This window comes from Roseomonas elaeocarpi (genome assembly GCF_042433915.1).
Classification (GTDB): domain Bacteria; phylum Pseudomonadota; class Alphaproteobacteria; order Acetobacterales; family Acetobacteraceae; genus Roseomonas; species Roseomonas elaeocarpi.
In genome coordinates, this window is sequence record NZ_JBHLUN010000001.1 from 1 (window position 1) to 16,518 (window position 16,518).

The following is a 16,518-nucleotide window of genomic DNA, read 5'->3' on the forward strand; positions in this document are numbered from 1 at the left end:
CTGCATCATGTACAGCGAGATCGTCAGCTGCAGCAGGTTCACCACCCCGCTGAACAACGCCACCGCCGTGAACTGGCCGCGACACGCCCGGATCGAACGCGACAAGATCGTGTCGGGCGGCGGCGCGCCGGGGAAAGAGGCCGTCGAGCTCATCATTGATTATCCGCAATGGAAGCGCCGGAGCGTCACGGTTGGCAGGAACTTGACCGGGCAACACGTCGGCGTCGGGAAGGGATGGAAGCGCCGGCACTACCGGCCGGTCGGCCGGAACTGGCCTGCCCTGGGGCTTCGCTCGGTTTCAAAGGGCGGTCGCCACCCTGCGCGGATGAGGGGGCCGGCACCTGGTCGGTGTCGTGGAGCCCACAAGCTTCCGTGAAGGCACAAAGAGGTTAACAACCTGTGGTTGACCGGATCAAGGGGGTAATACAACCTCCGAATTATTCTAGACAGAACGATACAACCTCAACGAGCATCTCGCTGGGAGAGAACATGGCCTACGGAACCCGGGTTAGCGGACTCGTCTTCCTTGACCAGGACGCGGACGGCACGCGCGAAACGGCCGACTCCGGTCTCAGCGGCGTCACTGTCCGGCTCCTGAACAGCCTCGGCACCGTGGTTGCCACCACGACCTCCGCCAGCGACGGTAGCTACGCCTTCACGGAGATCGCGCCGGGTACCTACCGCGTTCAGACCGTGGCGCCAACAGGAGATGTGTTCTCCCCCGTCGGAACCGCCACGGGTACGTCCAATAGTGTCGTGTCCTCAACTGGGATTTCGCCGAGCTTTACTCTGGCCACGAACGGTACGGTAGCTAACCAGAACGCCGGCCTCTACGTGCCGGTGTCCGTGCATGGCACAGCCTTCACCGATCTCGACAATGATGGCGTCGTCGACAACGGCGAGAGCGTGCGCGCCGGCGTGACGGTGCAGCTGCAGAACGCGGCCGGCACCGTGGTCGGGACCACCACCACCGGAAGCGACGGCACCTACAGCTTCACCGACCTCGCCCCGGGCACCTACTCGGTGCACTTCGTGGCGCCCAGCGGTGCGGTGTTCTCGCCGCGCGGCAGCGACACCGCGCCGCAGCCCGTCAGCGGCAGCGTCACCGCGCTGACCAACCTGCTGACCAACGGCAGCTTCGAGAACACCGCCCTGCTCGGCCGCCCGGGCTATTCCGGCTGGACGGTCAGCGCGAACACGACCTCGACGCCCTATGGCAGCGGTCCGGGCCTGGGGCCGGAGCAGATCACCACCGATGGCCGCACGTCCTATGCCACCACGGGCCTGGGCAACAACGGATACGGCAGCGTCGTGGCACCCGACGATGCCAACGCCAACTACGCCGGTGGATCGGGCACGCACGCCGCCTTCTTCCTTGATGATGGCGCGCGCGAGAGCATCTCGCAGACGGTCAGCCTGACGGCCGGGCAGGTCTACGAGATCGGCTTCGACCTGTACCAGTCCGTGCCCGGCAGCGGAAATCCCGGCGATTTCCTGCTCACCGCCGCGATGGGCAGCCAGACCGTGGTCACCGCCGGCTCCAGCGCCGGCACGCCGGTCGCGGTGGGTGACTGGACGCACTACGCCTCGACCTTCACGGCCACGACCACCGGCACCTACACCTTCTCGCTCAACTATCAGGCCGGGAGCGGCACGGCGAAGGACGTGATCGTCGACAACGTCTACGTCACCGCGGGCCAGACGACGCGCGACCTGACCACCTCCTCGCAGGTGAACTCCAGCGGCACGAGCTCGAGCTTCACGCTCACCTCCGGCCAGAGCATCGGCAACGAGAGTGCCGGCATCTACTTCCCGCCTGGTTCGATCACCGGCAATGTTTTCACCGACAGCAACGCCGATGGCATCAAGGGGAGCACCGAGGCGGGGCTGGCCTCCCAGACGGTGCGCCTGCTCAGCGGTCTCACGGTGGTTGCGACCACGACCACCGACGCTTCGGGCAACTACACGTTTTCCAACCTCACGGCAGGGACCTACACCGTGCAGGTGGTGGGGGCCACGGGCAACACCTTCTCGCCCACTGGCAGCAGCACCACCCTGCCCAACAGCACCGTCGGCACGCTGGGTACGGCCACCGTCACGGTGGCGAACGGCACCACCACGACCGTGAACGCGGGCGAGTACACCACCGGCAGCTTCAGCGGCGTGGCCTTCGTCGACACCAACGGCGATGGCATCCAGGGCACGGGCGAGGCCGGGATCGTCGGTGAGACGGTGCAGCTGCTCAACGCCGCCGGCACGCTGGTGGCCACCACGCTCACCGGGGTGAACGGCGCCTACAGCTTCACCGGCGTCGCGCCGGGTACGTACCAGCTGCAGTTCGTGGCGCCGACCGGCACCGCCTTCACCCTGCAGGACCAGGGCACCAACGACGCGGTGGACAGCGACGTCAGCAGCTCGGGCCGCACCGCCAGCATCGCGCTGACCTCCGGTCAGACCGTCGCCAATGTGTCCGCCGGCAGCTACGTTCCTGCCAGCATCAGCGGCGCGACCTTCACCGACGCGGACGGCGATGGCGTGCGCGGCCTGGCCGAACTCGGCACGGTCGGCGTGACCGTGCAGCTGATCAACGCCGCCGGCACGGTGGTGGCCACCACCACCACCGGCGTGGCCGGCGCCTACAGCTTCACCGGCGTGGCGCCGGGCACCTATCAGGTGCAGTTCGTGGCGCCGACCGGCACGGTGTTCACCGCGCAGGACCAGGGCACCAACGACGCGGTGGACAGCGATGCCAATGCCAGCGGCCGCACCGCCAGCGTGACCGTGGCTTCGGGCGGCATCGTCACCAACCTGTCCGCCGGCACCTTTACGCCGGCCACGGTCAGCGGCGTGGCCTTCACCGACAGCAACGGCGACGGCATCCAGGGCACCGGCGAAACCGGGATCGCCGGCGAGACGGTGCAGCTGCTCAACGCCGCCGGTACGGTGGTGGCGACCACCACCACGGGCACGAGCGGCGCCTACAGCTTCACCGGCGTGGCGCCGGGCAGCTACCAGCTGCAGTTCGTGGCGCCCACGGGCACCGTGTTCACCGCGCAGGACCAAGGTCTCAACGACGCGGTGGACAGCGACGTCAACAGCACCGGCCGTACGGGGTCCTTCGTGCTGCTCTCGGGCGGCAGCGCCACCAACCTGTCCGCCGGCAGCTACGCGCCGGCCACGGTCAGCGGCCTGGCTTTCACCGATAGCAACGGCGACGGCATCCAGGGCACCGGCGAGACGGGCGTCGCGGGCGAGACGGTGCGGCTGCTCAACGCCGCCGGCACGGTGGTGGCGACCACCACCACGGGTGCCAACGGTGCCTACAGCTTCACCGGCGTGACGCCGGGCACCTATCAGCTGCAGTTCGTGGCGCCCACGGGCACCGTGTTCACCGCGCAGGACCAGGGCAGCAACGACGCGGTGGACAGCGACGTCAGCAGCTCGGGCCGCACCGCCAGCATCGCGCTGACCTCCGGCCAGACTGTCGCCAATGTTTCCGCCGGCACCTACACCACCGGCAGCTTCAGCGGCGTGGCCTTCACCGACACCAACGGCGACGGCATCCAGGGCACGGGCGAGGCCGGGATCGTCGGTGAAACGGTGCAGCTGCTCAACGCCGCTGGCACGGTGGTGGCCACCACGCTCACCGGCACGGGCGGCGCCTACAGCTTCACCGGCGTCGCGCCGGGTACGTACCAGCTGCAGTTCGTGGCGCCGACCGGCACGGTGTTCACCGCGCAGGACCGCGGCACCAACGACGCGGTGGACAGCGACGTCAGCAGCTCAGGCCGCACCGCCAGCATCGCGCTGACCTCCGGTCAGACCGTCGCCAATGTTTCCGCCGGCAGCTACGTGCCCGTTACCATCGGTGGGTCCGGCGACCTCGTGTTCAACGACCTCGACGGCAACGGCATCCGCGATACGGGCGAGGCCGGGGTCGCCGGCGCCACCGTCCGGCTGCTCGACGCGGATGGCGCGGTGGTGGCGACCACGGTCACGGGCACGGGCGGCACCTACAGCTTCACCGGCGTGGCCCCCGGCCAGTACCAGGTGCAGTTCGTGGCGCCCACCGGCACGGCCTTCACCGCGCAGGACCAGGGCACGAACGACGCGGTGGACAGCGACGCCAACGTCACCACGGGCCGCAGCGCACTGTTCACCGCCACCTCCGGCCAGGTCGTCAACAACATCGCCGCCGGCGTTTTCACCCCCGCCGCCACCGGCACGGGCGATATCGTCTTCGTGGATAGCAACGGCGACGGCATCCGCAACGCGTCCGAGGCCGGACTGGCCGGTGCCACGGTGCAGCTGCTCAATGCCGCGGGCACGGTGGTGGCGACCACGACCACCAATGCCGACGGCATCTACAGCTTCACCGGCGTGACACCCGGCACCTATCAGGTGCAGTTCACCGCCCCGACGGGCACCGTCTTCACGGCGCAGGACCGTGGCCTGGACGATGCGATCGACAGCGACGTGAACCCCGCCACCGGGCGCACCGCCAACATCACCGTCACCTCCGGCGGCACGATCTCGAACGTCGGCGCGGGCCTTTACACCCCGGTGAGCGTCAGCGGCGCGGTGTTCACCGATGCCGACGGCGATGGCATCCGCGGCACGGGCGAGGCCGGCATCGCGGGGCAGACGGTGCAGCTGCTCAACGCCGCTGGTACGGTGGTGGCGACCACCACCACGGGCACGAGCGGCGCCTACAGCTTCACCGGCGTGGCGCCGGGGCAGTACCAGGTGCAGTTCGCCACCACCGGCAGCAGCGTCTTCACGGCACAGGACCAGGGCAACAACGCTGCGGTCGACAGCGACGCGAATCCCCTCACCGGCCGCACCGCGCTGATCACGCTGACCTCCGGACAGGGCGCGACCGACATCTCCGCCGGCACCTACGTGCCCGCGACGGTCGGCGGCACGGCCTTCGTGGACACCAACGGTGACGGTATCCAGGGCACCGGTGAGGCCGGGATCGTCGGTGAGACGGTGCAGCTGCTCAACGCCGCCGGTGCGGTGGTGGCAACCACGCTCACCGGCACGGGTGGCGCCTACAGCTTCACCGGCGTGACGCCGGGCCAGTACCAGCTGCAGTTCGTGGCGCCGACCGGCACGGTGTTCACCCAGCAGGACCAGGGCAGCAACGACGCGGTGGACAGCGACGTCAACGCCGCAGGCCGCACCGCCACCGTGACGGTGACCTCCGGCCAGACCCTGACCGGCGTGTCCGCCGGCAGCTACGTGCCCGCCGCGATCAGCGGCGTGGCCTTCGCCGACAACAACGGCGACGGTATCCAGGGCCTGCTCGACCTGGGCGTGGTGGGCGAAACGGTGCAGCTGATCAACGCCGCCGGCACGGTGGTGGCGACCACCACCACCGGCGTGGGCGGGATCTACAGCTTCACCGGCGTGGCGCCCGGCACCTACCAGCTGCAGTTCGTGGCGCCGACCGGCACGGTGTTCAGCCCGCAGGACCAGGGCCTCAGTGACCTGGTGGACAGCGACGTCAACAGCGCCGGCCGCACCGGCAACGTGACCGTGGCCTCGGGCGGCGTCGTCACCAACCTGTCCGCCGGCACCTATGCCACGACCTCGCTCAGCGGTCTGGCCTTCACCGACACCAACGGCGACGGCATCCGCGACAGCAACGATCCGGGTCTGACCGGGGTGACGGTGCAGCTGCTCAACGCCGCGGGAACGGTGGTGGCGACCACCACCACCGGCACGGGGGGCGCCTACAGCTTCACCGGCGTGGCGCCAGGGCAGTACCAGGTGCAGTTCGCCGCCCCCTCCGGCACGGTGTTCACCGCCCAGAACCAGGGCACCAACGACACCATCGACAGCGACGTGAACCCCGCCACCGGTCGCAGCGCGCTCCTGACCCTCGCCTCCGGGACACCGGTCACCAACATCTCCGCCGGCACCTACGTGCCGGTGAGCGTCAGCGGCGTGGCCTTCACCGACACCAACGGCGACGGCATCCGGGGCACGGGGGAAGCGGGAACCGCCGGTGTATCCGTGCAGCTCCTGAACAACCTGGGCAACGTGGTGGCGACCACCACCAGCGGGGCCGATGGCGCCTACAGCTTCACCGGCGTGGTGCCGGGCACCTACCAGGTGCAGTTCGCCGCCCCCACCGGCACCGTGTTCTCGGCCCAGGACCAGGGCACCAACGACGCGGTGGACAGCGACGTCAGCAGCACCGGCCGTACCGCCACCTTCACGCTCGCCTCGGGCGGCAGCGTCACCAACCTGTCCGCCGGCACCTTTACGCCGGCCACCATCAGTGGTGGCGCGGCCTTTACCGACAGCAACGGCAACGGCATCCGGGACAGCGGCGAAACGGGCGTCGCCGGTGAGACGGTGCAGCTGATCAACGCCGCCGGCACGGTGGTGGCGACCACCACCACGGGTGCCAACGGCGCCTACAGCTTCACCGGCGTGGCGCCGGGCAGCTATCAGCTGCAGTTCGTGGCGCCGACCGGCACGGTGTTCAGCCCGCAGGACCAGGGCACCAACGACGCGGTGGACAGCGACGTCAACAGCACCGGCCGCACGGCGTCCTTCACCGTGACCTCGGGCCAGACGGTGAGTGCCATCTCCGCCGGCACCTTCACGCCGGCCACCATCAGCGGCGGTGCGGCCTTTACCGACAGCAACGGCAACGGCATCCAGGATAGCGGCGAGACGGGCGTCGCCGGTGAGACGGTGCAGCTGATCAACGCCGCCGGCACGGTGGTGGCGACCACCACCACGGGTGCCAACGGCGCCTACAGCTTCACCGGCGTGGCGCCGGGCACCTATCAGCTGCAGTTCGTGGCGCCGACCGGCACCGTGTTCACCCGCCAGGACCAGGGCACCAACGACGCGGTGGACAGCGACGTCGGCAGCAACGGCCGCACGGCGTCCTTCACCGTGACCTCGGGCCAAACAGTGAGCGGGATTTCCGCCGGCACCTACACGCCCGCCACGATCGGCGGCTCGGGCACGCTGGTCTTCACCGACACCGACGGCGACGGCATCCGCGAGACCGGCGAGACCGGCACGGCCGGCGTCACCGTGCAGCTGGTGGACGCCGACGGCACGGTGGTGGCCACCACCACCACCGCGGCCAACGGTACCTACAGCTTCACGGGCGTGGCGCCGGGCGAGTACCAGCTCCAGTTCGTGGCCCCGGCGGGCACCATCTTCACCGCGCAGGACCAGGGCACCAACGACGCAGTGGACAGCGACGCGGATCGCAGCAACGGGCGCACCGCGATCTTCACCGTCGGCTCCGGCCAGACGGTCGACAACCTTGCGGCCGGCGTCTTCGCGCCGGGCAGCACGGGCAGCGGCAACGTCGTGTTCGTGGACAGCAACGGCAACGGCATCCGCGACGCGGGCGAGGCCGGTGCGGCCGGGGCCACCGTGCAGCTGGTGAACAACACGGGCACCGTGATCGCCACCACCACCACGGGGGCGGACGGGACCTACAGCTTCACCGGCGTCACGCCCGGGCAGTACCAGGTGCAGTTCACCGCCCCCGCGGGCAGCGTCTTCACCGCCCCCGACCAGGGCATCAACGACGCGGTGGACAGCGACGCCAACCCTGCCACGGGCCGCAGCGGCACGATCACGGTTCCTTCGGGCGGCACCATCGCCAATATCGGCGCCGGCATCTACGTGCCCGTCGGCATCAGCGGCACCGCCTTCACCGACAGCAACGGCGACGGCATCCAGGGCACCGGCGAGACCGGGGTCGCGGGCGAGACGGTGCAGCTGCTCAACGCCGCCGGCACGATCGTGGCCACCACCGTGACCGGGTCGACCGGCGCCTACAGCTTCACCGGCCTCACGCCCGGACAGTACCAGCTGCAGTTCGTGGCGCCGACCGGCACGGTGTTCACCGCGCAGGACCAGGGCAGCAACGATGCGGTGGACAGCGACGTCAACGCCGCGGGCCGCACCGCCAGCATCACACTGACCTCCGGGCAGACGGCGGCCAATGTGTCGGCCGGCAGCTTCACGCCCACCACCGTCGGTGGCGTGGCCTTCACCGACACCAACGGCGACGGGATCCAGGAGGCGGGCGAGACCGGAGCAGCCGGGGTGACCGTGCACCTGCTGGACAGTGCCGGCAACACGGTGGCCACCACCACCACCGGTGCGAGCGGTGCCTACAGCTTCGCCAGCGTGGCGCCCGGCACCTATCAGGTGGAGTTCGTGGCGCCTTCGGGCACGGTGTTCGGCCCGCAGAACCAGGGCGGCAACGACGCGACCGACAGCGACGTCGATCCCACCACCGGCCGCACCGCGAGCTTCGCGGTGACGTCGGGCACGCCGGTCGCCAACCTGTCGGCGGCCCTCGCGAGCTCGGCCACGCAGCTGGGCGGCGACGTCTGGCTCGACAGCAACGGCAACGGCATCCGCGACACGGGCGAGCAGCTCCTGGCCGGCGTCGCGGTGCGCCTGCTCGACGCGAATGGTCAGGACCTCGGCCGCAGCACGGTCACCGATGCCAACGGCCACTACAGCTTCCTGGGGCTGCAGGCCGGTGACTACCGGGTCGGCTTCGCGCCGCTGATCGGCACGGCCTTTACGCAGCAGGATCAGGGCAGCAACGAATCCCTCGACAGCGATGCGACGCCGTCGAACGGCGTGTCCAGCCTGCTGGTGTCGCTGACGCCCGGCACCAACGACCAGCGCAGCAGTGCGGGGCTGGTGCTCGCCCTCAGCCAGTCTCCCACATACAGCACCAGCCTCAACCTGGGGGACGGCAACAACGGCTTCCCCGGGACCGCCAATCCGGACGTGCTGCACGGCAACGGGGGCGACGACGCGCTCAACGGCCTGGGCGGCAACGACACCTTCTACGGCGACGACGGCAACGACGCGCTCAACGGCCACGACGGCAACGACTACCTCGACGGTGGCGCGGGCAACGACAACGTCCAGGGCCAGGACGGCAACGACACGCTGCTGGGCGGCGACGGCGACGACATCGGCGAGGGTGGCAACGGCAACGACGTGCTGATGGCCGGTGCCGGCAACGACAACATGCAGGGCGAGAACGGCGACGACAGCCTGTTCGGCGGTGGCGGCAACGACATCCTCACCGGCAATGCCGGCAACGACCTGGTGGCCGGCGGCGCCGGCAACGACACCCTGCAGGGCGCCGATGGCAACGACATCGTCATCGGCGGCAGCGACAACGGGCGCATGACGCTGGGCAGCGACGGCCACATCACCGGCGTCGTCACCGGCGATATGCTGGAAGGCAATGGCGGGGCGGATGCCTTCGTCTGGCAGCCGGGCGACGGCGTGGACCTGCTGCTCGACTTCAACCCGGCGGAAGGCGACACCCTCACCATCTACGGCTACAGCGGCTTCAGCGCGGTGGAGCGCGGCGCCGATGGCCGCATGGAGCTCTACCTGGGCGAGAATGCCGGCTTCGTGCTGAACAACGGCACCTTCCAGGGGGCGACCGTGGACAGCACCTTCGCCGGCGTCCGTTTCATCTCCTCCACCACCGGCGCGCCCGGTGACATCGTGAGCAGCGACACGGTGGTGCCGGTGCTGGTGCAGAACTGGGTGTCGAACTTCCAGGGCACGGGCGCGATCACGGTGTCGCAGCCCTTCCCCGCGTTGGATACCCCCGCTGATCCCACGAACCTTACCGGCGTGACCTTCGACAGTTCGGTGCAGCTGAGCAGCACCAACGACACCTACACGCTGGGCAGCGGCAACCAGGTGGTGGACGGCGGGTCGGGCTACGACGTGGTCAACGTGTCGGCGGGATTCCGCGGCGTGGGACACACGACCCTGCCCGACGGCAGCCTGCGCCTCGACATCGGGACGCAGACCGACGTGCTGCGCAACGTGGAGGACGTTCACTTCGTGGACGGCACGCTGCACCTGTCGGTGGACAGCACCGCCGCGCAGGTCACGCGCCTCTACGACGCCTCGCTCGGCCGCGACCCGGACCAGGGCGGGCTGAACTACTGGATCGGTCAGCTCGACAGCGGCCGGCCGCTGCAGGACCTGGCGGATACCTTCCTGACCAGCCCGGAATTCCAGGCCCGCTACGGCAATCCCAGCAATCAGGACTTCGTGCAGCTCCTCTACGAGAACGTGCTCGGCCGTGAGCCGGATGCCGGCGGCGCCGCCTACTTCAACGCGGCGCTGGCTGCCGGGGCAAGCCGCTCCTCGGTGCTGCTGACCTTCAGCGAGAGCGCCGAGAACAAGGCCGCGAGCCTGGCCGAGCATCCGGGCGGCATCTGGGACCTGGACGAGAACGCCGCGACCACGGCGCGGCTCTACGACACGGTGCTGCAGCGGCTGCCCGACGTCAGCGGCCTGTCCTTCTGGACCACGCAGCTGGATGCCGGAACGCAGACGGCCTCGGGCGTGGCCAATGCCTTCGTGTCCTCGCCGGAGTTCCAGGCAACCTACGGGACGCTGAGCAATGAGCAGCTGGTATCGGCCATCTACCTCAACGCGCTCGACCGCCCGGTGGACGCGGCCGGGTTGCAGTACTGGACAGGGCAGCTGGACAACGGCCTGGCGCGCTCGGACTTCGTTCTCCAGATCTCCGAGAGCCCTGAGCACCAAACGCTGACGCAGGCGAACATCATGAACGAGACGCCGTCCCAATTCGGCATCCTGTTCGCATAACTGCCGCGGCGCGGCATGGCTGATCGGGGAAGGCACCTTCCCCGCGGGCGGGTCGGTCGGAAGCGGGTGAAGGCCCGACCGGTTCTGCCTTCGGGGAAGGTGTGCCCGCGGCCCGGCCTCGCCAACCCGGGCGCGGCCGGGATCGTGCCGGTGCAGGAAGGTTTGCGCGGCCTTGGCTTGGGGACGTGCCATCGCCGCGAAGGTCGCGTGCTCCGGCTGGTGAGGATCGGGGGTGTTCCGACTTGGTTCCCCTCAGCGTTACATCCCCGTTAGACGGACGACTTGTTCCCGGCGGCCGCTGGACAGCCGGAGGTCACCGACCATCATCCAGGCATGAAGGCATCGACTCATTCCTGGATTGAACCGGACCAGCGCAGCACCGTCCTGATCGAACGTCGGAACCTCAAGATGGCGCAGTCCGCACATGCCTACGTGCGTGGCAGTACCATCCGCTTCTACGAATGGCTTGAAGGGTCGAGGCGCACGAGCCTTCCGGAAGGGCCGGGGGTCTGGATCTGCGGCGATTGCCACGTCGGCAATCTCGGTCCCGTGGCGAGCGCCAAGGGGAAGCTCGAGATCCAGATCCGCGACCTGGATCAGACGGTGATCGGAAATCCTGCCCATGACCTGATCCGGCTGGCGCTTTCGCTCGCCACGGCTGCGCGCGGATCGGACCTGCCCGGCGTGACCACGGCCCGGATGCTCGAAAGCATGGTCGCCGGCTACGAGAGCGCCTTCGAGGAGGAACCGGAAGAGGAAGCCGGCCGGCGCGCGCCGGATCCTGTTCGCCTCCTGATGCAGACCGCCGCGAAGCGATCGTGGAAACATCTTGCGGATGAGCGGATCGAGGGCATCGACCCGGTAATCCCCCTGGGACGGCGATTCTGGCCGCTCCGGAAGGAAGAGCGCAGGGCGGTCAGTGAGCTCATCGGCACGGAGGAGATGCGCCGGCTGGTGGCCTCCATCCGGTCCCGCGACGATGAGGCCACCATCACCCTGGCGGACTGCGCCTTCTGGCGGAAGGGCTGCAGCTCGCTTGGAAACCTCCGCGTTGCGGCGCTGGTCGCGGTTCACGGCGAGACCGGCAAGCAGCCCCGGTACTGCCTCCTCGACATGAAGGAGGCGATCTCGGCCGCGGCACCGCGCTACGCGGATGCGGTCATGCCCCGAAACAACGCGGAACGGGTGGTGGAGGGTGGAAAGCACCTTTCGCCGCATCTCGGTCGTCGCATGCTGGCGACCCGGCTGCTCAACAAATCCGTCTTCGTGCGTGAGCTGCTGCCGCAGGATCTGAAGCTCGAGATCGAACGCCTGGACCAGGAGGAAGCAGCGACCATGGCGCATTTCCTCGCCACCGTGGTCGGGCGCGCCCATGCCCGGCAGATGGCCGCCGCTGACCGGCGGCGCTGGTTCGTGGAGCTTCAGAAAACCCGCTCCAAGACGCTTGATGCACCGTCCTGGCTCTGGAAGGCCGTGGTCGAGCTGGTCTCGAGCCATGAGGCGGCCTACCTCGAGCACTGCCGGCGCTACGCCATGCAGGCCGAGGCCGCCTGAGGGAACCCCCCGAGGAGACCCCCCCTGAAGAGATCTCCTGGGAGACTGGTGCGGCGACGGGGAGGTGAGCGGAACGGGCGATGGAGCAGCGGCCTTTCGGGCGCTAGTGGTCGGTTGCCTCGTTGGTCATCTCCGCGACGCGGCTGGCGAGGACGTCCAGTGAAAAGGGCTTCGTCATGACCTGCATGCCCTGCTCGAGGTTTCTCTCACCGATCATGGCCCTGTCGGCATAGCCCGTGATGAACAGCACCTTGAGATCGGGCCGGATCGTCCGCGCCGCATCCGCCATCTGCCGCCCGTTCATGCCGCCCGGAAGACCAAGGTCGCTCACCACCAGGTCGATGCGGGCGTCGGATTGCAGGATCGCCAGGCCCGAATGACCATCCTCGGCCTCGGTGATCGCGTAGCCCTGCTCTTCCAGCACTTCCTTGATCAGCATCCGGACCATGGGCTCGTCGTCCACCACCAGCAGCGTACGGCCATTCGGTCCACGCGGTGCCTTGAGCAGGACCGGCGCGGGCTCGGCCGCTTCGGCATCGCCGAGGTGTTGCGGCAGGTAAAGGCACACGACCGTGCCGCGGCCGAGTTCCGAGGAGATGCGCACCTGCCCGCCCGACTGCCGGGCAAAGCCGTAGATCATGCTCAGCCCCAGCCCCGTTCCCTTGCCGATCGGCTTGGTCGTGAAGAACGGGTCGAAGGCCTGGGCGATCACCTCGGGAGACATGCCGGTGCCGGTGTCGGACACGCGAAACACGACGTAGGGCCCCGGCGCGAGGTCCTGCTCGCGCGCCGCGCGCTCGTTCAGCCGTTGATTGCTGGTTTCGATGCGCAGCCGCCCGCCGCCCGGCATGGCATCGCGGGCGTTGATGCAAAGGTTGAGCAGCGCGTTCTCGAGCTGCGGCGGGTCCACCAGCGTCGTCCAGAGCCCGGCCGCCAGCGTGACCTCCACGGCGATCTCGGGGCCGACGGAGCGGCGGATCAGTTCCTCCATGCTGCCGATCAGCCGGTTGGCGTCAGTGGGCTTGGGATCGAGCGCCTGGCGACGGGAAAAGGCCAGCAGCCGTTGCGTCAGCGCCGCGGCCCGCCTGGCACCCTCCTTGGCGGCGTCGATGAAACGATCGGCGCCTTCGAGTCGCCCTTGCCGGAACTTGGCCTCCAGCAGGTCCAGGCTGCCGGTGATGGCGGTGAGCAGGTTGTTGAAGTCGTGCGCGATGCCGCCCGTGAGGTGGCCCACGGCTTCCATCTTCTGCGACTGGAAGAGCTGCTCGCGGGACTGTTCCAGCTGGATCTGTGTTTCGCGCCGCTCGGTCAGGTCCCGGGTGATCTTGGCGAAGCCGACCAGCCTGCCCGCGTCGTGGATGGCGTCGATGACCACGCTGGCCCAGAAGCGGCTGCCGTCACGTCGCAGGCGCCAGCCTTCCGCCTCGAAGCGGCCGGTGCGGCGGGCCGTGTCGAGCGCCCTGAAGGGCACGCCCTCGGCAATATCCTCCGGCGTGTAGAAGCGCGAGAAATGCTGGCCGACGATCTCGGACGCCGTGTAGCCCTTGATGCGCTCGGCCCCCGCGTTCCAGTTGGTGACGGTGCCGTTGGGGTCGAGCATGAAGATGGCGTAGTCGGTCACGCTCTGCACCAGCAGGCGGAAGCGACCCTCGCTTTCCAGCAGCGCCAGGTGTGCTTCGCGCTGCTCGGTCATGTCACGGGTGATCTTGGCGAAGCCGACCAGCGTTCCGGCCTGCCGGATCGGGTCGATGACCACCAGGGCCCAGAAGCGGCTGCCGTCCTTGCGGACGCGCCAGGCTTCGGCCGTGAACCGGCCGCTTTCGGCGGCGATCTTCAGCGCCGTCGCGGGAACGCCGCCGGCGCGTTCCTCCTCCGTGTAGAAGCGGGAAAAGTGCTGCCCGATGATTTCGCTGGCCGTGTAGCCCTTGATCCGCTCCGCGCCAGGATTCCAGCTCATGACCCGTCCCTGGGGGTCCAGCATGTAGATCGCGTAGTCCACCACAGCCTGCACGAGCAGCTCGTAGACATTGCCGGGCAGCGGGGAGGGTGGCGTGTTCATCTGATGACCAAAAACAGCGAGTGCTGGTTGAGGAACCGTTCTGCGCCACGTTTCAGCACCTCGCTGCCCGGGCCTCAAGCCAGGCTGGGCTCACAAGATCAAGTCCCGCCGCGTGGTGCAGGCTCTGGCCTTCGGCGCAGAACGCCTCGCGATCCCGTGGCCGGGTCGCGAACGGGTGCGAGCGGCCTCGCCGAGTTGAAGCGACCTGGCGCTAGCCGTGGGGCGGGAGCGAGGGCAAGCTCTCCAATGCCGCTCTGCCGCGGAGGTCGCCTCTTGCCTACGGTTCAGCGGGGCGCACCAGGAACCACGTCCGGGAAAGATCATGCCGCCGAACCAACGCCGTCCCGTGATCCGTTCCGTGATGCTGGTCGCGCTGGCGCCGCTCATTCTTCCGGGATGCTCCGAGCTGCTCTCGGAAAGCAGCGCCGCGGGCGCCGGGTTGGGCGGCGCAGCCATAGCCGACGCGGCGGGGGCCGGCGCCACCGCCACCACGGGGATCGGGCTCGGGGTGCAGGCCGGGGTCCGGGCCGGGCTGCACTACGCCCAGCGACGTGCCCATGGGGCGGAGCAGGACAGCATAGCCCGGGCCGCGGGGCCGCTGGGGGTGGGTGAACTCGCCAGCTGGTCCATCGCCCACGACGTGCCGATCGAACCGGATGAGCGAGGCGAGGTCACGGTCGCGCGGGTCATCGAGGCCGGCCCGATCCGCTGCAAGGAGATCATCTTCTCGGTCGATGCGACGACGCGACCGGAGGAGAAGCCGCGGCGGGGCTTCTACACGGCCTATGTCTGCCAGGATGGGCAGGACTGGCGTTGGGCCTCGGCCGAGCCTGCCACGGAGCGCTGGGGCAGCCTGCAATGAAGCGTGGCATCTGGCTGCTGCTGCTGGTCCCGCTTGCCGGATGCGGGGTGGGGGCGGAGCTGACGGGCGCGGCGGTGGGCATCGCGGCGGGCACGGTGACGGGCAACCCGGCGCTGGGCTTCGGGATCGCGGTGGGGACGCAGGCCGGCGTGCAGGCGGGGCTGAACTGGGCCGTGCGCGTGCGGGCACGGGGCGAGCAGGACGCGGTGGCCGAAGCCATCGGCAGCCTGGTTCCCGGCGAGGTCAGGCCCTGGCGGATCGAGCACGACATTCCCATCGGCAACGAGCACGGCGAGGTGCGGCTGGTGCGGGAAATGGTGACGCCGCTCGCCACCTGCCGCGAAGCGCTCTTTTCCGTCTCGGAGGGCGACTGGTTTGTCACCACGGCGTGCCGTCAGGGTGAGCACTGGAAATGGGCGGCGGCGGAGCCGGCCGTGCCGCGCTGGGGCGCCTTGCAGTAGTCCGGGTGGCGGTGGTGCACCGGCCTCAGGGCTGCAAGCGCCACGCTCGCCTGACTGTGGGGACGGTCTTGGGTTGGCAGAGATCCGCAGGTCCGGAGGCGATCAACTCGCCCTCCGGCCGTTCGGCAGGCGGCGGAGACTCGTCTCGTTGAAGCACTGCTCCATGAAAACCTGCAGCTGGTCAGAACCATGGAGACGGAGGTCGAAGGTCAGCTCTGTGTCGAGGAGTTCGCACCCTGCTGAGCCAGGCAGGAGGCTTCCGGTTGTTCCATCTGGCCGGTGTCTGCCGCTTACCAGCCGGGTGATACGCGGCTGAGGCAAGGCATCGTGCTTGTGAGCGGCTGGCTCGTCGCTTTGGCAGGAAACGACCAAGGTTTTCGCGGCGGGGGCGAGAGGGGGTTGTTGCGGACAGGTCAGGGCCGCGCTGTCACAAGTGCCAGCCCGAAAGCACAGGCTCTGATCCCACGGTTCGTTCGACGCTTTGCTGAAGCTCCGACGTTGTGGAAGGAGCGTCAATCCGCGAAAATCTGAGAAATTCTGCGGTCGCTGCCTGACCTTGGCTTGCGAGAATTTGTCTGCCCTCGATTTGCCAGACGCCTCTCCGGGAATTTTTGCCATATTCGCGGCCGTTCGCATTCTGCATGCACGGTTCGCGGTTTGTCAATACGGGCGCAAGAAGGTCGTTCTGGCTTCGGTGTGGAAAACCAAAGCTGGCGTTCATTTATTAGGCGTATTCGAGAAGTCTGCGGCGCGTTGATGGAATGAAATATGTGATTCTCGATGTTCGGCCTCCAGCACTTTCACTGCGTGGCGGCAGCCAGCCGCAAGCATCATGCGTTTGCGCTCCGTGGCGTCTAACGGTGCATTCGATCCGGTAACATGCCTTATTCGCGCGACGATGAAAATTAGTGCAGCTTCTCAAC

Annotated in this window: 5 protein-coding genes; 4 read left to right on the forward strand and 1 reads right to left on the reverse strand. The window is 68.7% G+C overall.

The window, feature by feature from the left end:
* Positions 1-489: 489 nt before the first annotated feature.
* Positions 490-10,659 carry an SdrD B-like domain-containing protein gene (locus tag ACFFGY_RS00005; protein WP_377042278.1) on the forward strand — a complete coding sequence of 3,390 codons (10,170 nt, stop codon included), beginning with the start codon at positions 490-492 and terminating at the stop codon, positions 10,657-10,659.
* A gap of 282 nt (positions 10,660-10,941) precedes the next feature.
* Positions 10,942-12,213 (forward strand): DUF2252 family protein, encoded by a 1,272-nt coding sequence (locus ACFFGY_RS00010; RefSeq protein WP_377042279.1) that lies wholly within the window; start codon positions 10,942-10,944, stop codon positions 12,211-12,213.
* A 103-nt stretch (positions 12,214-12,316) separates the two neighbouring features.
* On the opposite strand, the gene ACFFGY_RS00015 is transcribed toward ACFFGY_RS00010, so the two are convergent.
* Positions 12,317-14,272: a hybrid sensor histidine kinase/response regulator gene (locus ACFFGY_RS00015; protein WP_377042280.1), complete on the reverse strand. Its 1,956-nt coding sequence runs from the start codon at positions 14,270-14,272 to the stop codon at positions 12,317-12,319.
* Between the two features lie 322 nt (positions 14,273-14,594).
* Here ACFFGY_RS00015 and ACFFGY_RS00020 point away from each other — a divergent pair, with 322 nt between their 5' ends.
* Positions 14,595-15,134: a hypothetical protein gene (locus tag ACFFGY_RS00020; protein WP_377042281.1), complete on the forward strand. Its 540-nt coding sequence runs from the start codon at positions 14,595-14,597 to the stop codon at positions 15,132-15,134.
* Positions 15,131-15,595: a hypothetical protein gene (locus tag ACFFGY_RS00025; RefSeq protein ID WP_377042283.1), complete on the forward strand. Its 465-nt coding sequence runs from the start codon at positions 15,131-15,133 to the stop codon at positions 15,593-15,595. Before ACFFGY_RS00020 ends, ACFFGY_RS00025 begins: the two co-directional genes overlap by 4 nt.
* Positions 15,596-16,518 lie beyond the last annotated feature (923 nt).

Bases quoted from the DNA above. Each gene is read 5' to 3' on its own strand.
- ACFFGY_RS00020 (WP_377042281.1), top strand. From the start codon at position 14,595: ATGCCGCCGAACCAACGCCGTCCCGTGATCCGTTCCGTGATGCTGGTC.
- ACFFGY_RS00015 (WP_377042280.1), bottom strand. From the start codon at position 14,272: ATGAACACGCCACCCTCCCCGCTGCCCGGCAATGTCTACGAGCTGCTC.
- ACFFGY_RS00025 (WP_377042283.1), top strand. From the start codon at position 15,131: ATGAAGCGTGGCATCTGGCTGCTGCTGCTGGTCCCGCTTGCCGGATGC.
- ACFFGY_RS00005 (WP_377042278.1), top strand. From the start codon at position 490: ATGGCCTACGGAACCCGGGTTAGCGGACTCGTCTTCCTTGACCAGGAC.